Raw genomic sequence first — 21029 nt, forward strand, 5'->3', positions numbered from 1 at the left:
TTACCACCCCGGGTTTTGTAAAAAATTGGGGCCAATGTTGGTATCATCGAGTTTGATAACAAACAGATAATGCTTTTCCTCAAAAACCCGTTGCTGGTAAAGCATTGGCGTATAACGGAATCCAGTTGGGCACTCGGCACTTACAGCTACTTTTGCAATATCCATTTTCCACATGTCCCTGTTCTCAGGTAAATGGGCAATATGCCATCTGCGAATGTCAAACAACCGGTTATCTTCGAAACACAACTCTACCCTTCTTTCATTTCTTACCCTTTCCCTAAAGGCATCTTTGGATAAGAATTTGGAAGCGATATTAGGCATCAGCGCCCGGTTCCGGACTACATTTAATGCCTCTTCAGCTGAATATCTGCATGCTGTATTGAGTTGGGCCGGCGTTCCCCAGGCTTCGTTGGCAGCTTCGGCAAACAGCAGGTACAACTCCGACATCCGAATCTCCGGATAATGCATATCCAGGTTGGCATTGAAAGTCCGTCCCATCCATTTATTGTTGTAATAGCCGGTTTTGGTATATCCCATACTTACCTGACCGTCAGAATAAACCAGAGACAGCGAACCAAGCGTGGCCGGCGTTTTGGTTTCGTCCCTGTCATAAATCTGCATCTTTCTACCCATCACTGTTTGTTGATTGGTGATGATCGATTCGGCAAAACGAGGGTCCCTGCCTGCATAAGGATCCTGGGGATTGTACCCCGACGCAGGATCATTGATCGGAAGGCCGGTTGCCTGCATTTCAAAACAATCGACCAACAATTGGTTGGGAGCAGTTGCATATTGTCCGGAAAGCTGGCCCGGCGGACGATAGCGTTGTTTATAGGAATTGGAACCCCAGGTGTGATCAGAGCGACGGCCATACAAGATTTCTTTTGTATAGACTTCCTCTTCGTTTTCCTTAAAAATGTAGTAGTATTTGTCCATCGGGACCAATCCGTATCCATTATCTTCAGCGACCTTTATTGCCTCATCGGCAGCCAAAGCGGCATCGTCCCAAAGATCGGTAAAGGCTCCCGGTTGCATGGCAGCAAACTCACTCGCTGCATAAACCAACGCTTTGGCTTTGTAGCCAAGCGCGGCAACCTGGGTTGGCCTGCCCCAATCACTTTCGGGAATAACCGGTTTCAAATACATGGCGGCGCTATCGAGATCTGCAGCGGCCAGCAACATGGTTTCCTGATACGATAGTCTTGGAACATCCATGTTCTCGTCTGCTGAAATTGGTTTATAAAAATAGGGCATTCCTCCCCAGCGACGCACCAATTCGAAATAGGCATATCCCCTGAAATAATAACTGGTACCAAGAATGACATTTCTCGATGATATACTTCCTGGATAAAAATCAATATTCCGGATACAAATATTCGCGACGCGGATCTGGTTCCAAATTCTGGACCAAGTATCATTGTTGCACATCACAGCGTTGCCATTTGTCCTCATGGGATAAAAATCACCGGCAGCAGCCTGAACCGAGGGAACCCCCGTCCAGTTAGGCCCGGAAATCGAATTATCGGAAACATCATCAAAGTCGCCAAGCGGCCGGACATCGTTCCGATGGCGCTTTAACAAGGGTGTAACGACAAGTTTATCGTTGAAATTTTTAAAGTTGACCGAATCCAGAAAAACATCTTCAAAATCGTATCCTTCGGACTCCTCCATCTTATCCAGGTAATCACTCTCGCAGGAAGAAATGAATGCGACCAGGATAATGAAAAATAGTATGTTATATATCTTCATATCGTACAGTTTTATTGATTAAAATGTTACTTGTAACCCCAGTGTAATCCTACGGATTAACGGATAATAACCAAATGTCAGGTTTCCGTTGCCGGCATCCGTTCCTTCGGGGTCACCGATTGGGTAATCCGGCGCCCAGGTGATTAAGTTATTTCCCTGCAGGTAAACCCGGCACTGCCCCATTTTATATCTTGAAATGAGGTCTTTGGGAACAGAGTAACCAATTTGCGCAGTTTTTAATCGAAGGTAAGAAGCATCTCGTATGCTGGTTGTTGTATTCGTGCCATCGCTGATGTTATTCTGTACCCGGTTGGCATCCATGTGCAAAGCAGGATATCTCGCATTGGTATTGTCCGGGGTCCAGTAATCGCTTTGGTAATCGAAATACTGGTTTGCCAGGCGGTGCAAAGGCCATAGGAAAGCATCAACCATGGTTCTCGAGGTTTTTTCCGCTCCCTGGAAGGTAAAATCAAAATCGAAGTTTTTCCAGGTTAGCCCGGCCGAAAAGTTATAAAAATACAGCGGGTAAGAACCTGCATAGCCCATGGGCACCTGGTCGTTCGTATCAATATTGCCATCACCATTGAAATCCCGATAAACAACATCGCCAAGGCCAACAATGCCACTTCCGTAACGCGGAACTGCGGCTCTTTCATCCACATTGTCAATATAGCCTGTGGTTACATAACCGAAAAGCTGATCAATCCGGCGTCCGGCCATTTTCTGGTATTCCGGTTTATAATAGGGTTCATCCCTGAAAATAATGCGGTTATCGCTAAAACTTACGCCGGCTTTTGCCCAGTACCATAACCCGTCGCGTGTGCCATTCGTGAATTTCACTTCGATTTCATAACCTTTGGTTTCGGTGGCTCCCAGGTTTTGCTGTTTTGCGCTCACACCAAACCAGTCGGGAAGAGACAAACGGCTCAAAAGGATATGGTCGCGGTTTTCTTTAAAAAAGTCCATGGTCAGCAAAAACATGTTATTTTTAAAAAAACCCAGTTCAATGCCAAGATCTTTCTTGATAGCCCGTTCCCAGGTAGCATTTTCGTTTGCCACCGCGCCTTCAACAATCGGTCTTAGGCTTGTTCCTGGGTTATCGGCCGTTCCTGGTTTATATTCGTCCTGGTTGGTTGTTCCGTTTGCATAACTGGATGTGTACAGCCATCGCTGTCCCCCGGCATTGTCGCTACCAACCTCGCCATAAGAGTATTTGATTTTGGCCCGGTTAATTACTGGTTGCAGTTTTTCCATAAATTTTTCCTGGTGCAGGTTCCAACCCAAGGCATAGGACGGGAAAAAACCATAGCGGTTTTTCGGAGCAAACTGCTCGGATCCGTTTAGCCCCAGATTAACTTCGGCCAAATACTTGGTTTTATAGTCATAGGTGATACGACCAACAATACCTTCTTCATAATGAGGGAAATCAACATCGCTTTGCCAGGTACGCCGCTGCCCGAGGAAAAGAGCAGAGACATTGTGGTCATTAAATGTACGGGCATAGCTTACTGAAGCCTCGTAATACCAGCTTCGAAACGGGTTACTGGTAATATCCTCACTACCGGGAGAAATGGGCAACTCGGCGCCTTCTCCATCGGTGTTATCGCGTCCCTTAAATCGTTGCCATGTTCCGTCTGACAATAATTTGTAAGCAACTTTGTCAAAGTTATAGTTTTTCAAATATGCTTCATCGTGGTTAAAAGCGACCTTACCTTGCACTGACAAACCTTTTGTGATAAAATCCAGCTTTTGTTTCAGAACAAAAGTTGTCGTCAAACCGGTGGACTTTGTTTGTTTATATCCACTGTAATTTATCGCGTTGTACGGGTTATTCGCATTGATCACCCCGGTACTTGCTGCTCTGTCTCCAGTTTCTTCGGGGTGAGCAGGATCGGGATATTGTTCTAACAGGGAAGCTGGATACTCGTTCGGGATCACCATTGGCCCTAGCATAAAAATCGGCCGGTAAGTCCGAATTGAGGCTGATTCATTGGGTTGATTTTTTATTCCGACAAAACCACCTGCATTCATCGATAATACAGTTGACGGAGTAAGATCGAAATCCATGTTAACACGATAATTGTACCGGTTGTACTTAAAGGTAGGATCATACTCGGGTTGTTTTACCGTTTTTAAAATATCGCCGTCGTATAAATAAGAAAAAGAAGCATAAATACGGGCATGTTTTGACCCACCGGAAATACTGACGTTATGTTTTTGCGTAAAGCCAAAGTCCTTCACACATATTTCTTCCCAATCCGTGTTGGGATACAAATAGGGCATATCCTGTGTGCGGTAATGTTCCAGGATCTCATCTGAAAGCAACAAGTTCCAGCTTCCGTCATTTCTGTAGGCTTCGTTCATGATTAGGGCAGTGTTATAACTGTTGTACATGTTTCTGCGGAGTAAGGGATTTTTTAAGCCAAACTCAGAATTGAAGGTTAATTTGATGTCGCCTTCCTGGCCTCTTTTTGTCGTGATCAGGATTACACCGTTGGCCCCTTTCACCCCAAAAACGGCTGTAGCCGAGGCATCCTTCAACACGGACAAGGTTTCGATCTCGTTCGGGTCAATGTCATTAAAGTTACCTTCCACCCCATCGACCAATACCAGCGGACTATTACTGACCCACGATGATTTGCCCCGGATGAACACATCCGCGGCATCGCTTCCGGGTTCACCGTCCTTTTGAACAGTAAAAACCCCTTGTACTTGCCCGGTAAGCGCATTGGAAAGAGAAATGGTACTTGCTTTTTTCAGTGTTTCACCTTCAACCTGCGAAATAGCCGCAACTGAGCTCTCCTTTTTCTGGACACCATAACCAACTATCACAACCTCCTCCATAGTCACGTCATCCGAAACCAAAACGATATTGATTACTCGTTGGTTCCCGACAATTACTTCCTGGCTTTTATAACCAATAAAACTAAAAATTAATACATCGGTGGATTTGACATTCTTTAAAGTAAAGGAACCATCCATGTCACTAACGGTCCCGATCGTTGTTCCCTTTAATACAATCGTTGCCCCAGGAATTACTTCCCCTGAGGAATCAGTAATCGTTCCGGTAACATCTCCGGAATGCGATTGCCCGTAGGAAATGAAATAGGAAAAAAACAGGAATAACACAATCAGAATTTTTCTCATAATTTTAGATTTAGGTTTAAAACACCATCAAAAATAAAGTCCTGCCAGCACCCTTGATAGGACTATTATTCAACCTTCATAATCATTGTTCAAATTGCATGAATTCAGTATTCAGGTTCCTGCAAAAAGAACAAAAATGCTACCCTATGAACATTTATCCGAACGCATAATAAGGGACTACTTCCGATAGTTCTGGATAGAAATAAAGTCATCTATAAATGAATAATTAAGCTGGTCCTGGCCGGTTCCGGCATCTTGCCGAATTGTTCTGTTGGCAAATAATCCATTCAGCACCCAAGGATCAGTCGTGGATGTAAAATCCTTTCCGATTGGATAACTTTGCCTGATGGCGTAGGATGCAACCAGAAATTTGGGATCATTCGTCATCAGCGAAAAAGCTTCTTTCAGATAATGTTTTCGTGATTCGAACCAGGTACTGGTTTGCATGAAAGCGAACCATTCATTGGCCGTTCGCGGATTCTTTAGTGCAAAATCGATGTACTGATAATTTTTCATCTCCGCACGGAGCTGATACTGAATAGCAAAAGATTCAGGGATATTGTTTGTTAGTTGCGCTTTCCAATGTTTCATCAGGGAAAACTCAGTAATCAATATTTTTTGGTCGTCACTAATCTTGCTACTGGCATAATGGAGGGCATCTTTCATTTGTTGCATTTCTGAATGATGGATGTGCAGATCGATTCCGGATATACCTGGATCTGATTGAACAAATTCCATTAAACTGTCAACGGCTTCCGTTCTCCAGACGGGGTCATACAAATTATTAAAAGCCCCTACAAAAATAGGAACATACCAGTCGGGGTGAAGGTCGCGAAACCGTTCTACGGCGCGGGCAACAATAATGTAAAAATCAACCAAGCGCTGATCCTTTTCATCTGCAAGAGTCTCAATGAAAGGCTCATTCCCGACAACGATTATATCAGTATGGTGCCATACTTTTTCCAGCAGGTTCTCTAAAAAACTGAGATAAGCTTCCAGAACTTCACTATCAACATTTGGAAGCCCCTCTCCCCTTCCCTTAAAATTCCATTTAATGTTTAAAATCGTCCGGTAGCCATGCTCTTTCAATGAAAGATAGTTCAATATTCTTTTATCCGTGTGAAGGGTGCCCGGTTTATCAAATAATTGAAAAAAATCCACAAAACCACGAACCCATTCCGTGTTGGTCTTCTCCAGGTTATTGAAATCAATAAATTGCAACTGTTCGTTATAGTTCACTCCGAGCGACTTTCCCCATCCAGAAAGATCACCTCTATCTTTATCGGCTTCTTCTTCAGCTGGAATAATAACTTCAATTGCCGGGTTTCCGGAACAGGAAGACACCATCGTGAAAAGGCCTGCGAACACAAGCAAAACCTTTATTCCTTTTTGTAACCGTTCCATTATTTCACAGGTTGAGGGGTTGTGGTCGGACCATAAACTACAAATTTGTCGGGTTTATTTCTACCATCCTTCTCAAATCCGCAACGGTCCAAGCAGGTTATCCTCGGCTGAACGTCTTCGCCGCTTTTATGCGAATGGTAAACAATATACATCTGCCCCGAATTCGACTTGAAGAATGAATGGTGCCCGGTACCGAAAATCGTTTTGCCATCACCAATCAGTATCGGATTATTTTCATATTTCCGGAAAGGCCCAAAGGGTGATTCTGAAATGGCATAACCCACTGCATAATCCTGACTTTTAAAGTGATTGGCAGAATAGAACAAATAATACAGGTTGTTATGTTTCAACATAAAAGGCCCCTCGGTTACTTTAGCCACCGGTTTTTTGGTCGTCATTTCCCATGCCTGTGAAACGCCGAAACACCGGGTCAGGGTTTGTTCTTTTATTCCTGACAAATCATCCAGCATTTCAGCCATCCAAACTTCATTTCCACCGGTAAACCGAACAAAATAGAGGTATTTTTTTCCATCCGTATCAATAAATAAATGAGAATCGATTTCTTTGGTATCCAAATGAAGAGGTTTCTTTTCTTTCTGGATAAACGGGCCTAACGGCGATTCGCTTTCTGCAATGGCCAGGTGTTCCATGACCGAATAGAACATGTAGAATTTCCCGTCAAGTAAATAAACTTCAGGGGCCCAAAAAGAATGGTTTCCCCATACATCGGTCGAATCAAGCGCAAGCCCATCGCTGGCGCCAACAGCACCCGACCAATTGGCTAGATCATCAGACTGATAAACCCGAATCCCATTTCTACCGCCGGTTCCATAGAGATAATATTTCCCTTCGTGACTGAGAATATACGGATCGGCGCAATCAGGTACCAATCCTTTCAGGTTGTTGAAACACGAAACCGTCTCCTTTTCAACATCCCTTTTCACATTGGACGACCAAATGCACCCTGTCATCAAAAACAGGAAAATAACAGAAACGAGCCATTTAAGTTGTGTGTTCATGAGTAGTTATTTTTTCTAAAAATAGGTTGGATCATCGGTCTTTTTCAGGAATTTCTTCCGGATTAGCGGGAAGATTGTTCTAAAAAAACACGTATCTTCAACCGGCTAATTAACCTGAACTTAAATGCTAGCCGCAGAACAATGATGCGAGCAATTTTTGACCGGTTAGAATGCTCGTATTTGTGAAACGATTTCTTATAATGTATGAACCGATTATTAACCTTTCTTTTTTTAGTCCTCCTTATCTTTTTCCAGAGCGATCTATGGGGCTTTGAGAAAAAGTTTCAGCGTTTTACTTCAATCGAAGGGCTCTCTCACAACACGGTTTACGATATTGAACAGGATCATGACGGATTTATATGGGTAGCAACGGTAGAAGGATTAAATCGCTACGACAGTTACAATTTCAAAATATATTATTCAGAAAAAAACAATCATTCCATCCCATCCAATGAAATACGTTCACTGCTGGTATGCAGCAACGGCAGGTTATTCGTGGGTACGGCAGATGGATTGTGCATGTTCAATCCTGATTATGACAACTTCACAACAATCAGGCAAGATGAACAGTCACTTGGCTCAATTAATGATATTTTTGAAACCACTGACGAGAACATTTTGATTTCAACGTCCACAGGTATTTACCGTTTGTCTGGCGATGGGGAAATAAAATCGCGCCTTCCCCTCGAAAACCATATGGTCGGGTTGCAAGAAGACTCGTTAGGAAATTTCTGGACATACAAAGGCCAACGGCTTTTCAATTTCGATAAAGATGGTACACTTTTGAAGACCTACCATGTAAGACAGAATGAACTCCCGGACTATATTCCCTCATCCATTTCGTCCATCCTGATCGACTCAAAAAACAGGCTATGGATCGGCACCTTCAAAGACGGACCACTTTTCTTAGATATCAAAAAGGGTAAATTCAGAAAAATTCCATTAAAAAATCAGGCAGGCATTAACCATCCCATGTATTACGTCCGTAACATCATGGAAGATAAAAACGGGACATTCTGGATCGGGACAGAAAAAGGCCTGTTCATTTACGATCCGGAAACAAGTGAATATGAACACCATACACAATCATTCGATCCTACCAAGGCCTCAATCAATGACAATGCCATTTATAAAATATTTAGCAGTCGCGAAAATATCATCTGGCTGGGAACCTACTTCGGTGGCCTGAATTATTATGAACCGGTTTCGACCGGCTTCAAAACAATAAAACCTGGAATCAATGACGGTAACTTGAAAGGAAAAGCGATCAGCCAAATTATGATAGGCCCTGATGAAAAATTCTGGTTTGCTACCGAAGACGCCGGAATCGCCATTGCAGACCAACAAAAAAAATCCTTTATACATATTCTGAACACCCCGCAAACCGGCAATGTAAAAATCAGCAGCAATGTGCATGCGCTAACCTGCGATAAAGAGGGATATGTTTGGTCCGGTAATTTTTTGGGCGGCATCAACAGGATCAATCCAAAAAACTACAAAATCCAAAATTTTTCTCATATCCCTGGAGATCCGAAGTCCTTGGTGCATAATTTCGTATTTTCACTATTCAACGATTCTTCGGATGTGCTTTGGGTTGGCACCATGACCGGAATTGATTATTTTGATAAAAGTAAGAATCAGTTTTCCCGCTTTAAACCCGGGATATTCAGAGGCAAATTCATTTACGATATTTTCCAGGATAAGCAAAAAAATTATTGGTTCTGTACCAACAATAACCACGGCTTGTATCGGTATAATCCACAAAAAGATACTGTCAGTCATTTTCTGAAAGATAGCACTGAAGGTATTTTCAATAATCATTTTATCTGTCATCATATTGATTCAAAGGGGAAAATCTGGTTCGGCACACGGGGGGGCGGACTCGTGTATTTTGATCCCGACAACCAAAAATTCACGACCTATGACATAGAAGACGGACTGCCCAACAATGTGATCTATGGCATTTTGGAGGACGACCACAACAACCTTTGGATAAGTTCAAATAAAGGAATCTCGAAATTCAACTATCTTACCAAAGAAATACGAAATTTTACCGTTGACCACGGATTGGTGGGAAATCAGTTCAATTATAAATCCTATTTCAAGACAGCGGACGGAACCATGTATTTCGGAGCTGTAAACGGATTAACTTATTTTCATCCTGATGAAATAAAAACCATCGAATCGGAACCTGTTGTTCATTTCACCAACTTCAAGCTTTTCAACGAACCGGTACTACCTGGCGAAAAATCAGTATTGACGAAAGATATTGATCAAACCAATGAAATTGTTCTCAAATACAACCAAAATGTGATCAGCTTTGATTTTATCGCTTTAGACTTTTATTCCAAGGGGAAAAACAATTTCTACTATTTTATGGATGGCTTTGAATCAACCTGGCAACCAGCAGGCAAAAATCAAAGCGCCACTTATACCAACCTTCCACCGGGAGAATATTATTTCAGAATAAAAGCTACCAACATATATAATCACCCCAATAGCAAGGAACGAAGCATAAAACTAATCATTCTCCCTCCTATTTGGCAAACATACGGGGCCTACTTGATATACCTGGCGTTGTTATCCGGGTTTGTTTACATGCTTTACCGGATCAATGAAATAAGACACAAAGAAAAAATGGCCCTGAAGATTGAGAAAATCGAAAAAGAAAACCTGAATAAATTACACCAGCACAAAATCAATTTCTTTACTTATATATCGCATGAATTTAAAACTCCCCTAACAATCATCTTGGCAACTTTGGATGCCTCCTTTTCCGATAAAAACTTGCCGGAGGAATTAAAAAACCGGTTTTTCACGCTGAAACGCAATGCCTCGAGACTCCAGTTCCTGATTAATCAACTGATGGATTTTCGAAAAATTGAAACCGATCACGCCCACCCCAACTTACAGTCGGGAAATGTAATCCAATTTTTACGCGAGGTTTTTTCTGCTTTCAACACGCTGTTTACCCAAAAAGATTTGGAGTACATTTTTATTACAGACCGTGAAAACCTTCATACAAACTTTGACTTTGACAAACTGGAAAAAATAGTTTCCAACTTATTGAGCAACGCTTTTAAATACACCCCTCAATATGGTGAAATAACCTTACGAATTGAAACGATCACAGAGGAAAACACATCTTGGTTACAAATATCAGTATCCAACTCAGGGAATGGTATCAGTGAAGATAAAATCAGTAAAATTTTCAATCTGTTCTATAAAATTGAAGATGACCAGAATGAATATTCAGGAAGTGGGGTTGGATTAGCCCTAACTCAAAGTTTGGTAAAAAATCTGAACGGGAGCATTTCTGTAACAAGTAAACCCGGCATTGGTACAACATTCACCATAAAACTACCCTATACAGAAGATAAACAACCTGCCGATGTGCAAGATTCTATATCCTTCAACCGGGATATTGTCAATAATCTCATGCTTCAATCATCTTTTGAAGGGGATGGATCCAAAACAGTAAAGCAACCCAAGGAATTCGACATCCTGTTTGTTGAAGACAATAAAGAATTGTTGAAGTTTTTGTCTGAACACTTTAAAGAGAAATACACCACCTCAAGCGCCCCAAATGGATTGGAAGCTCTTGAATCAGTAAAAAAACACATGCCGGACTTGGTTATCACCGACCTGATGATGCCCCGAATGGACGGGATAGCGCTATGCAAAGAGCTAAAATCCAATTTCGAGTATTGCCACATCCCCATCATCATGCTAACCTCAAAGTCAGACATCGAAACGCGACTGGAAAGTCTGGAAGTAGGGGCAGACTATTACCTTGCCAAACCGTTTAATCTTCCGGAGCTGGAGTTGCAGATCCGAAACATCTTATCAGCCAAATCAAATCTGAAAAAGCATTTTATCCACTTTGGAAATGTAAATATTGAGCATCCGATTAAAAACAGAGATCAACAGTTTATTGAAAAAGTCACATTACTTATTCAACAAAATATGAATAATCCCGAATTTGGAGTAGCAACACTTACCAAAGAGCTTGGCATTGGGCGCACCTTGCTGCATACAAAGCTGAAACAGATTCTGGACATGAGTGCAACCGAATTTATCAATACCATTCATTTAAAAGAAGCTCAAAAGATATTGATTGAACACCCCGAACTTACAATGGCTGAAGTTGCCTACAAAGTAGGTTTCAACGATCCGAATTACTTCAGCCGGATCTTCAAAAAAATGTTCAATGTTTCACCTACAGCCTACCGGGCGCAAAAATCGAACGAAGTTCAGGACTCTCCCGACCAAGCTGAAATCAGTATTTGAAGATCGGTCCTTTACTTTGCCGGTAGCATCCTTCATTCCGGTGCCACGGGGCGTCTTCTGACGTAGTACCCTTTATATACATTTAGAATAAGCCTCTCCCCTAAAGAGTAACTCGGCAGGTAAGCGACAGGCCCGCCATATAACAGGAAAGAGCTGACCCTGTGGGATTCAGCTCTTCTTATCTGGCAAATATTTCAATTTTATCGTTTGCGGACCACTGATTAATTGGCAAGATCTTCAAACTCTACACTGGTGTAATCCTGTACTAAAACCTCTTCCGAAGGCTCTTCCATTTCTTCTTCCAATGCCATTTCCGGTTCCTGGTATTCTTCCGGCTCATAGTCCGGCTGATTACCCAAAATAAAACCAACAACCTCCGCTAAGCCATCTGTAAACTTCTCAAAATCTTCTTTATACAAAAAGATTTTGTGCTTTTCGAAATGGAATTTTCCTTCTTGGTCAAAACGTTTTTTACTCTCGGTAATTGTTAAGTAATACTCATCTTTACGGGTTGATTTCACATCGAAGAAATAGGTTCTTTTTCCGGCCCTTACGGCTCTGGAATAGATTTCCTGCCTGAACTTACTGTCAACGTCTTCGTTAATTTCATCATGCTTGTCAAAACCATCCATCTTGCTCGTTTTTAGGTTATTTCCTCAGTTAGTTCACCAAAAGTAAAAAATTATTCTGAAAATAAAACAAACCTGTTAACAAACAGTTAAATAGAGAAAACCGACATGGCTTTATTTATTGTCCCTGATAATATTTTAACGCTTCAGGCATTAGTTTTTCCAAAGCGGCAATCCGGTTCACATCTACCGGGTGGGTGCTCAGAAATTCCGGGGTTGATGACTTTCCGCTTTCAGACATGCGTTTCCAGAAAGCGACGGCAGAACGTGGGTCGTAACCTGCCATCGCCATGAAAATCAGCCCCATTTGATCAGCTTCGTATTCGTGTTTGCGTGAAAATGGCAACATAACACCATATTGGGAACCAAGTCCATAGGCCGTGGAGAACAAGGCTTGGGTTTCAGCTGGTTTTTCTTTCAATGCCTCGGAAAGCGCAATCCCACCCATTTGTTGCACCATCGCGTAACTCATCCGTTCGTTTCCGTGACGGGCAACGGCATGGGCAATTTCGTGCCCCATAACGACAGCCACGCCGGCTTCATTTTGAGTCATCGGCAGGATACCGGAATAAAAAACGACCTTTCCACCAGGCATGCACCAGGCATTGGGGACATCACTTTCTACCAGGTTAAATTCCCACTTGAAGGTCTCGATGTAACTCTCAAACCCATTGTCCTTCAAATACTGTTCAACAGCGGCAGCCACCCGTTTCCCCACTCGCTTGATCATATCGGTCTGGGACTGATTTGTCGAGAGTTTATTCTCGGAAAGAAACTGGTCATAACTACTCAGGCTCATTTCCACCATTGACGATTCGGGCAGTAAACTCAACTGGCTACGGCCGGTAAGGGGTACGGTAGTACAAGATTGAACCACCAACAGTGCGGTTACTAAAAATGCATTTATCAAGATTGATTTCATACCAACAAAATTTTATGTCATGAAAAAATACGTCCCTAAAATTAAACAAATCACAACAAAAAAGGTGACTCTTTTCAAGTCACCTTCTCAATTTTTCAATATGCTGGCTATTTATAGATCATTTTTTTTGCTGCCAGCAAGGTATTCTTGAGCAGCGAAACGCGGGTCATCGGGCCAACTCCTCCGGGAACCGGAGTGATGTATGAACATTTCTCGGCCACTTCTTCAAATACCACATCCCCTTTCAACTTCCAGCCCGATTTGGTTTGGTCTGATTTTACCCGAGTGGTGCCCACGTCAATCACTACCGCTCCTTCTTTTACCATATCGGCCGTAACAAAACCCGGCGAACCAATAGCCGCAATCAGAATATCGGCCTTGGCACAAAGTTCCTTCAGGTTTTTGGATCGGCTGTGAGCAACCGTTACGGTGGCATTCATTTCCTTTTGCGACATTAAAATGCTCATGGGGCGGCCAACAATATTGCTGCGACCAATCACTACGCAATCTTTACCGGATGTCTCAATGCCATGCCGTTTGATCAGCTCCACGATGCCATCAGGAGTTGCCGATACAAAGGAAGGCAGCCCGATAACCATACGTCCTACGTTTGCCGGATGAAATCCATCAACGTCCTTACGGGGATCAATAGCTTCAATAATCTTTTGTTCGGAAATGTGTTTCGGAAGTGGCAGCTGCACAATAAAACCATCGACATCTGCATCGCGGTTCAGCTCGTCCACCTTTGCCAGCAATTCTTCCTCGGTCACATCATCTTCGTAGCGAACCAGCGATGATTTAAAGCCTACTTCTTCACAATCTTTGATTTTGTAAGCCACGTAAGTCTCACTTCCACCATCGTGACCAACCAGGATGGCAGCCAGATGAGGCGTTTTGCCTCCTTGTTTTTTTAATTGCTGAACCTCAGCTGCAATTTCAGCCTTAATTTCGGCTGCCGTATTTTTTCCGTCAATCAATTTCATAGTTATGAATTTTCAATCAAAGCTGTTGCGATACGCCTTTCCAGCATAGTTTTTTATTCATTTGTTTTTCCGGAGAATACTCCAAAATTCAACTGCTGCGAACCGAGTCCCGGATGATTCTCCTGATTGGTATGCTATCTCCGTCGCATGTTACCCATCATCCGGCCCATATTTTTGCCTTGGGAAACCATGCGCATCATTTTGCGGGTTTCGTCAAATTGTTTGATCAGGCGGTTTACTTCCTGAATGTTTGTTCCGGACCCATCAGCAATACGTTTTCTGCGCGTGCCATTCAGCACCGCAGGATCTTCCCGTTCCAGCGGGGTCATTGAATGAATAATAGCTTCAATATGCTTGAAGGCATCATCATCGATATCAATATCTTTAAGCGCTTTGCCCATCCCGGGAATCATGCCGGCCAAATCTTTCAGGTTACCCATTTTTTTGATTTGCTGGATTTGGGAAAGGAAGTCGTTGAAACTAAATTGATTTTTGGCCAGTTTCTTCTGCAATTGCCGGGCCTGCTCAGCATCAAACTGTTCCTGGGCCCGTTCAACCAACGAAACAATATCGCCCATCCCCAAAATACGGTCGGCCATACGTTCGGGGTAAAACACATCCAGTGCATCCAGTTTTTCGCCGGTACCGACAAACTTAATCGGTTTGTTCACCACCGAGCGAATCGAAAGAGCTGCACCACCGCGGGTATCACCATCCAGTTTGGTCAGCACAACGCCGTCAAAGTCCAGCCGGTCGTTAAATTCTTTGGCTGTATTTACCGCGTCCTGTCCGGTCATGGAGTCAACAACAAAAAGGATCTCGTGAGGAGAAACAGCCTCTTTCACGGCGGCTATCTCGTTCATCATCTCCTCGTCAATTGCCAACCGGCCAGCGGTATCGACAATTACCAGGTTATGACCTTTTTCCTTGGCATATTTGATGGCGGCCTTCGCAATTTTAACCGGCTCCTTGCTCCCTTCTTCGGTATAAACGGGCACATTGATCTGCTCGCCCAACACCTTCAACTGGTCTATTGCAGCAGGGCGATATACGTCGCCGGCAACCAACAACGGATTTTTGGCCTTTTTGGTTTTCAGGTGTTTGGCCAACTTTCCGGAGAAAGTAGTTTTACCCGAACCTTGCAAACCGGCGATAAGGATAACCGTCGGATTTCCCTGCATATTGATGTCAACCGACTTACCGCCCATCAAACCGGCCAGTTCATCGTGTACAATCTTGACCATCATTTCGCCTGGCTTGACGGCAGACAAAACATCCTGCCCCAGTGCCTTCTCTTTCACCGTTTCAGTAAAAGTTTTGGCAATTTTATAGTTAACGTCAGCATCAAGCAAGGCCCGTCTGACTTCCTTTAAGGTTTCAGCAATATTGATTTCGGTGATCCGGCCCTGCCCTTTCAGCATTTTAAATGACCGTTCCAACTTCTCATTAAGATTTTCAAACATAGCAGAAGTGCAATTGATTTTTAAAGCTCGTGCAAAAATACAAAAATAACGGAAAGGGTCATTTTTTACGATCATTAAAAAAAGACTTTCTGAGGGTCACCTTTGTATCTGCCGGGGAATTAACTTACGAGTATTCACCTGAAAAGGACCGTGTGGAGGAAAGAAAAGATGAAAGAGACTGCAAATTATTATGGCTTGTTGTTTGGATGCCCCATGAACAACGAAACCCCCAATTGTATATTCAAGGAAATCCGGAGAATGACAATAGCTGAACGTGTCCAATTTATGAATCAACTTTCGAGGGAAGAGCAATCCGTGCTGATTTCCAGACACAAAGTTTGTCTATCACACCGGGAAAGTAAGATCCCGTTTTCACGCATTGCAATTTTATAAATAAAGAAAATGGGGGCAGTCGCCCCCATTTTCTTAGTCTTTTTCTTTAAAAATTACATCCGTTCCGGAACGTTAATCCCCAACAGCCCCATTCCGGTTTTTACAATCTTCGAAACAGTTTCGGAAAGCACCAAACGGAAATCGCGGATGGCTTCATCGGGTTCGGCAAGTATCGAATGATCGTGGTAAAACTGGTTGTACTCTTTCACCAGGTTATACACATAGTTAGCAATAATAGCCGGGCTATAGGCCTCGGCAGCTTCGCCCAGCGTGGCCGGGAACAGCGAAATCGTTTTAATCAGTTCCTGCTCTTTGTCGGAAATCTTCAACCCAATGTTTGCACTGATTTTGGGTGTCAGCCCCTTTTCAGCGGCCTTACGCAACACCGATCGGATCCTGGCATACGTGTACTGAATGAATGGACCAGTATTCCCATTAAAATCGATGGATTCTTCCGGGTTGAACAGCATATTTTTCTTCGGGTCCACCTTCAGGATGAAATATTTTAACGCTCCCAATGCAATGGTTTTATACGTTTCCAGCGCTTCCTCCTCGCTATATCCATCCAGCTTACCAAGCTCTTCGGATGTTTTCCGGGCCACTTCCACCATTCCGGCAATCAGGTCGTCGGCATCCACCACGGTACCTTCGCGCGATTTCATTTTCCCGTGGGGCAGCTCAACCATGCCATATGAAAAATGATGCAATCCTTTTCCCCATTCAAAACCAAGTTTATCCAGCAAAACCGAAAGAACCTGAAAATGGTAATTTTGTTCATTACCAACCACATAAACCATTTTATCGATCTTATAATCGTTGAAACGGAGCTTGGCAGTACCAATATCCTGGGTCATGTAAACCGATGTACCATCGCTGCGCAACAGGATTTTCTGATCGAGCCCGTCAGCAGTCAGGTCGGCCCAAACAGAATTATCTTCCTTCTGATAAAAAATACCTTGCTCCAGACCTTTCATCACCTCATCGCGGCCAACCAGGTAGGTATCCGATTCGTAATAAATTTTATCAAAATCAACTCCCAGTTCCTTGTAAGTAACGTCGAAACCTGCATAAACCCACTGGTTCATTTCCGACCACAATTGAATAGTTTCGGGATCTTTGGCTTCCCACTTGCGCAACAGCTCACGGGCAGCCTGAATAGACGGCGCCTGTTGTTCGGCATCGTCTTTCGAGAGTCCTTTTGCCATCAGCTCGCTCACCTCCTGACGGTAATGTTTATCAAACAACACATAAAAGTCGCCAACCAGGTGGTCGCCCTTAATGCCGGTACTCTCGGGAGTTTTCCCTTCGCCCCACTGTTGCCAGGCGTACATCGATTTGCAGATGTGGATTCCCCGGTCGTTCACAATGTTGGTTTTCACCACTTTTTTCCCATTGCCCTTCAGAATCTCTCCCAGCGAAAAACCCAGTAAGTTATTGCGGATATGCCCCAGGTGAAGTGGTTTGTTGGTATTGGGCGATGAGTATTCAATCATCACCAACGGCGATTCGTCAGTTGCACTCTCTAGCCCGTACGACTCCTGCTCAAAAGCGGCGGCCAGCACGCTAATCCAGTAGCCGGACGAAATGGCCAGGTTCAGGAAGCCCTTCACCACAAAATAATCAGAGACTTCTTCCACCTGTTCTTTCAGGTAAGCGCCCAAGTCGTGGGCCGTTTGTTCAGGCGACTTTTTTGAAAAGCGTAAAAACGGAAAAACAACCACGGTCAGGTCGCCGTCCACATCTTTTCGGGTATTCTGAATTTGAACACTTTCAGCAGGAATTTCCTGGGAATACAGGTCGAAAATGGCTTTGGCGATTTTCTCTTTGATTATTTGTTCGATAAGCATATCCATCTTTTTTTAAGGAACGGCAAAGATAATAGATTCTGCTGTAAAACAGGGCTGGTAAATCGTCAAAAAGGAAACGGAAAACCACAGACAAAAAACTTCAGTTGTACATTTTTTTGCAGATTTTATCTCCGGGCAACGCAAGAGATTCTATTTTTGTTCTCTGTTGTTCAAACAAAAGGAAGTTCGGAACCGAAAAATTCATTTAAATCTGCACAGGTTGTATTGCATCATCGACATAGAGACCACCGGGCAAAGCCTGAAAGAGGGCAAAATTACCGAGATTGCCATCTACAAACATAATGGCTTGGAAATCGTTGATTCCTTTGCAACCTTAATCAATCCTGAGTGCCACATTCCTTATTTCATAACCAAATTAACAGGCATCGACAACGAAATGGTGGCCGATGCCCCCAAGTTTTACGAAGTGGCCAAAACGATTGTGGAACTTACCGCAGGCAGCATTTTTGTGGCCCACAATGTTTTGTTCGACTACCGATTTGTACGCGAAGAATTTAACCGATTGGGATACGATTACAAACGAAAAACCATGTGCACCGTTAAGTTGAGCCGGAAATACCTGCCTGGCCATCCGTCTTACTCGCTTGGAAAAATTTGCCACGATTTAAACATCCGAATTGAGGGAAGGCACCGCGCAGCCGGTGACGCTTTTGCCACCGTAAAGTTATTTGAATTGATCTTACAAAAGTATATGGTGGCAGGATCAACACTGGAAGCCAAGCAGCAGAAATTATTCTGAACAACGACCGGAAAATAAAAAAGCCATGCTCGCACATGACTTTCTATTTGTTTATTCTTCGGTTTTCTCTTCTTCGACCGGTTCCTCCTCAACGATCAGCAGGTTGTGTTTCTGCAATAAGTTGTACCACTGGATCACTTTCTTCATATCCGATGTATACACCCGGTCTTGGTCATATTCCGGAAGAATTTCCTGAAAGTAAGCTTTCAACTCGTTGCCGGAATCTTTTTTGGCAATTTCATGGCCATTCTCTTTTTCCATCATTTTTTTGAAGACTTCTTTCAAAGCCACTTCACCGGTTTGAGTGAAAATGGCAATATCTTCCAGCGAACTCACTTTCGATGTAGCGTAAGCCGGCATGCGTTTACCGGTTAACAGCGATTCAACAATAATGCTGTTTTTCGCCTCAGCAACCAATTTGAATAATCCCGGTTGTCCGGATATAGCTAAAATACCTTTTAACATAGCAACTTAAGTTATTTTTCGCCGGCGAAGATAATATTTTAATCAGGTTTATAAAAGAAGCTGCCCAAAAGTATCGGGCAGCTTAACGTGTCTTTAGGCCTCACTGTCTTAACCGGAAAACCCCAAGACCTTATTTTTTCTGATTTCTAAAAACTGACAAATCAATAATAATCGTTTATAAAATTTCGATCACCGTTCGTCTGTTTCTGGCATGTTCCTCTTCCGGACAATCCACGCCATCGGCACACTGGTTTACCAGTTGTGTTTCGCCATAACCGGCAAATTCCAACCGGCCTGCAACAATCTCCCGTGCCAACAGGTATTTGTAAATTTCCTGGGCCCGCTTTTTCGACAGTTTCATGTTGTAGCTATTGCTGCCCCGTGCGTCCGTGTGCGATTCTATCTTAATTCTCATATCCGGGTACTCTTTCATCAAACTAACCAACTTATCCAGTTCACGAACTGCTTCGTCCTGAATAGCGTAACTCCCGAATTCATAATAAATATTCTCGAGTTCGATACGAGTACCTGTTGTAAGCGGTGAAAGTTTCACTGCCAGATTCATCACGCCGGGTTTTATGTCGTTGGTTGAAAACTCCTCAGTTGTAGCCATAAATTTTGCGGCAGAAACCAACAACCTGTAGTTAAAGCCAGGATAGATGCGCATGTTAAAATCCCCCTGGGCATCGGCAAACAACGAATCGGTAAGCTGTTCATCCTGAAAAACAAGGATACGTGCACCCGGAAGAGGGCTGGTTTGATCAGCACTGAGCACTTGTCCCGCAACCTGAAAAATCGGATCCAGAAAAATCTTTCCTTCCGGGATGGCCGAACCAACTGTTGCATTCATACTGATGTCGTAAATGGCATCGTGATAGTCGGGATAGAGGGCTTCGAGCCTGTATTTCAGGCCGGGAATAAATTTCAACGGAAGTTGTCCCTGATTGTTTGTTTTTCCCTGGGTGACCAAATCACCCTGATGGTCATACACAATTATGGATACCCCGGGCAAAACATCGCCGGTTTGCTTCGATGCGGTTACCAGATCAATCTGGTATTCATCCAGGTTAAAAAGATAAATGTCGTCATCCCCAATTCCACCGGCACGGTTCGAAACAAAATAGCCAAAGCCACGGTCGGGTGAAAAAATCAAACCAAAATCATCGGCTTCCGAATTGAAAGGCTCCCCCATTTCAACCACTCCAAAAGCCGGGTTCAAATTGGATTGAAAAAGATCCAGGCCACCTTTCCCGCCATGTCCATCCGACGAGAAGATCAGGTTTCCGCGTACATCCAAAAACGGGAACATTTCGCTTCCGGCGGTATTTATGTCATCACTCAGACGAACTGGCTCTTGCCATTGTCCGGCGACTTTTGCCGAATAGTATAAATCGGTTTCACCCCTGCCACCAGGCATATCACTCACAAAAACCAAGGTGTCGCCAGTGACATTGATCGCCGGATGGCCTACCGAATACTGGCTGTTGTTGTAGGGAAACTGTCCAGCCATCTTCCAGCCGTCCCCTGCACGTTCATAAATAACAATACTTAACGGAAACCTTCTTTCTTTGAAAATTCCCTTTTTCGACAATGCATTATCGTTGTTGGACTGGGTCAGAAAAAGTTGACCTGTTTTTTCGCAAAAAGAAAGTGGCCCATTATGAAGGGAGGAAATAGCCATTCCAACAGACGAACTGAGAAACCGTCCGTCGGCATCAATGGTGGAGGCATACAAGCCATAATACTTGTTCTTTCCCATACTCGGGCCTACTGCTGAAATAGAGTTAAAAAACAACTCGTTTCCCACGAATGCAGGCCCAAAATCACTTAATGCGGTGTTGGCCTCAAAGGGTTCAACAAGAATGCGCTGATCCTCAAACATCTGTTGGGATTGCGAAAATGCGGCAAAAACTGCCAGCAGGAAGGTTGGAAACAGAAGCGAAAATTTCTTTTTCATA

General features: G+C 43.4%; 13 protein-coding genes. 2 read left to right on the forward strand and 11 right to left on the reverse strand.

Going from position 1 to position 21029, the window contains the following annotated elements:
* The 4 genes from N2K84_RS16055 to N2K84_RS16070 form a co-directional block, all read right to left on the reverse strand.
* The gene (locus tag N2K84_RS16055; RefSeq protein ID WP_282592848.1) at positions 1 to 1749 is read right to left on the reverse strand and encodes a RagB/SusD family nutrient uptake outer membrane protein; all 1749 of its coding nucleotides are present in this window, start codon (positions 1747 to 1749) and stop codon (positions 1 to 3) included.
* A gap of 18 nt (positions 1750 to 1767) precedes the next feature.
* Complete coding sequence (locus tag N2K84_RS16060) at positions 1768 to 4896, reverse strand: SusC/RagA family TonB-linked outer membrane protein (protein ID WP_282592849.1); 3129 nt, start codon at positions 4894 to 4896, stop codon at positions 1768 to 1770.
* Positions 4897 to 5073: 177 nt separating this feature from the next.
* Positions 5074 to 6300 carry a hypothetical protein gene (locus N2K84_RS16065; protein ID WP_282592850.1) on the reverse strand — a complete coding sequence of 409 codons (1227 nt, stop codon included), beginning with the start codon at positions 6298 to 6300 and terminating at the stop codon, positions 5074 to 5076.
* Positions 6300 to 7319 carry a glycoside hydrolase family 43 protein gene (locus N2K84_RS16070; RefSeq protein ID WP_282592851.1) on the reverse strand — a complete coding sequence of 340 codons (1020 nt, stop codon included), beginning with the start codon at positions 7317 to 7319 and terminating at the stop codon, positions 6300 to 6302. Before N2K84_RS16070 ends, N2K84_RS16065 begins: the two co-directional genes overlap by 1 nt.
* Before the next feature lie 204 nt (positions 7320 to 7523).
* Between N2K84_RS16070 and N2K84_RS16075 the strand changes: the two genes are divergently transcribed.
* Positions 7524 to 11609, forward strand: coding sequence for a hybrid sensor histidine kinase/response regulator transcription factor (locus N2K84_RS16075; protein ID WP_282592852.1), 4086 nt, complete (start codon positions 7524 to 7526; stop codon positions 11607 to 11609).
* A gap of 221 nt (positions 11610 to 11830) precedes the next feature.
* Here the strand turns inward: N2K84_RS16075 and N2K84_RS16080 are convergent, their stop codons facing one another.
* The 5 genes from N2K84_RS16080 to argS form a co-directional block, all read right to left on the reverse strand.
* Positions 11831 to 12241, reverse strand: a complete 411-nt coding sequence (locus N2K84_RS16080; RefSeq protein WP_282592853.1) for a DUF3276 family protein — start codon at positions 12239 to 12241, stop codon at positions 11831 to 11833.
* Between the two features lie 115 nt (positions 12242 to 12356).
* On the reverse strand, positions 12357 to 13160 hold the full coding sequence (locus N2K84_RS16085) for a M48 family metallopeptidase (protein WP_282592854.1): 804 nt from the start codon (positions 13158 to 13160) through the stop codon (positions 12357 to 12359).
* Positions 13161 to 13267: 107 nt separating this feature from the next.
* Positions 13268 to 14143 carry a bifunctional methylenetetrahydrofolate dehydrogenase/methenyltetrahydrofolate cyclohydrolase FolD gene (gene folD / locus N2K84_RS16090; RefSeq protein ID WP_282592855.1) on the reverse strand — a complete coding sequence of 292 codons (876 nt, stop codon included), beginning with the start codon at positions 14141 to 14143 and terminating at the stop codon, positions 13268 to 13270.
* A gap of 134 nt (positions 14144 to 14277) precedes the next feature.
* On the reverse strand, positions 14278 to 15606 hold the full coding sequence (gene ffh, locus N2K84_RS16095; RefSeq protein ID WP_282592856.1) for a signal recognition particle protein: 1329 nt from the start codon (positions 15604 to 15606) through the stop codon (positions 14278 to 14280).
* Between the two features lie 446 nt (positions 15607 to 16052).
* Complete coding sequence (gene argS / locus N2K84_RS16100; protein WP_282592857.1) at positions 16053 to 17846, reverse strand: arginine--tRNA ligase; 1794 nt, start codon at positions 17844 to 17846, stop codon at positions 16053 to 16055.
* 220 nt (positions 17847 to 18066) lie between these two features.
* Between argS and N2K84_RS16105 the strand changes: the two genes are divergently transcribed.
* Positions 18067 to 18606, forward strand: a complete 540-nt coding sequence (locus N2K84_RS16105) for a 3'-5' exonuclease (RefSeq protein ID WP_282592858.1) — start codon at positions 18067 to 18069, stop codon at positions 18604 to 18606.
* A 51-nt stretch (positions 18607 to 18657) separates the two neighbouring features.
* Here the strand turns inward: N2K84_RS16105 and N2K84_RS16110 are convergent, their stop codons facing one another.
* Both N2K84_RS16110 and N2K84_RS16115 read right to left on the reverse strand, forming a co-directional pair.
* The gene (locus N2K84_RS16110) at positions 18658 to 19071 is read right to left on the reverse strand and encodes a DUF5606 family protein (protein ID WP_282592859.1); all 414 of its coding nucleotides are present in this window, start codon (positions 19069 to 19071) and stop codon (positions 18658 to 18660) included.
* 175 nt (positions 19072 to 19246) lie between these two features.
* A complete protein-coding gene (locus N2K84_RS16115; RefSeq protein WP_282592860.1) occupies positions 19247 to 21028 on the reverse strand; it encodes an OmpA family protein in 1782 nt (593 codons plus the stop codon).
* Between the last annotated feature and the right edge of the window lies 1 nt (position 21029).

The sequence above is a fragment of the Gaoshiqia sediminis genome, assembly GCF_025907915.1.
Classification (GTDB): domain Bacteria; phylum Bacteroidota; class Bacteroidia; order Bacteroidales; family Prolixibacteraceae; genus Gaoshiqia; species Gaoshiqia sediminis.

Coding starts and splice junctions, on each gene's coding strand:
- N2K84_RS16055 (WP_282592848.1), bottom strand. CDS start 1,749: ATGAAGATATATAACATACTATTTTTCATTATCCTGGTCGCATTCATT.
- N2K84_RS16060 (WP_282592849.1), bottom strand. CDS start 4,896: ATGAGAAAAATTCTGATTGTGTTATTCCTGTTTTTTTCCTATTTCATT.
- N2K84_RS16065 (WP_282592850.1), bottom strand. CDS start 6,300: ATGGAACGGTTACAAAAAGGAATAAAGGTTTTGCTTGTGTTCGCAGGC.
- N2K84_RS16070 (WP_282592851.1), bottom strand. CDS start 7,319: ATGAACACACAACTTAAATGGCTCGTTTCTGTTATTTTCCTGTTTTTG.
- N2K84_RS16075 (WP_282592852.1), top strand. CDS start 7,524: ATGAACCGATTATTAACCTTTCTTTTTTTAGTCCTCCTTATCTTTTTC.
- N2K84_RS16080 (WP_282592853.1), bottom strand. CDS start 12,241: ATGGATGGTTTTGACAAGCATGATGAAATTAACGAAGACGTTGACAGT.
- N2K84_RS16085 (WP_282592854.1), bottom strand. CDS start 13,160: ATGAAATCAATCTTGATAAATGCATTTTTAGTAACCGCACTGTTGGTG.
- folD (WP_282592855.1), bottom strand. CDS start 14,143: ATGAAATTGATTGACGGAAAAAATACGGCAGCCGAAATTAAGGCTGAA.
- ffh (WP_282592856.1), bottom strand. CDS start 15,606: ATGTTTGAAAATCTTAATGAGAAGTTGGAACGGTCATTTAAAATGCTG.
- argS (WP_282592857.1), bottom strand. CDS start 17,846: ATGCTTATCGAACAAATAATCAAAGAGAAAATCGCCAAAGCCATTTTC.
- N2K84_RS16110 (WP_282592859.1), bottom strand. CDS start 19,071: ATGTTAAAAGGTATTTTAGCTATATCCGGACAACCGGGATTATTCAAA.
- N2K84_RS16115 (WP_282592860.1), bottom strand. CDS start 21,028: ATGAAAAAGAAATTTTCGCTTCTGTTTCCAACCTTCCTGCTGGCAGTT.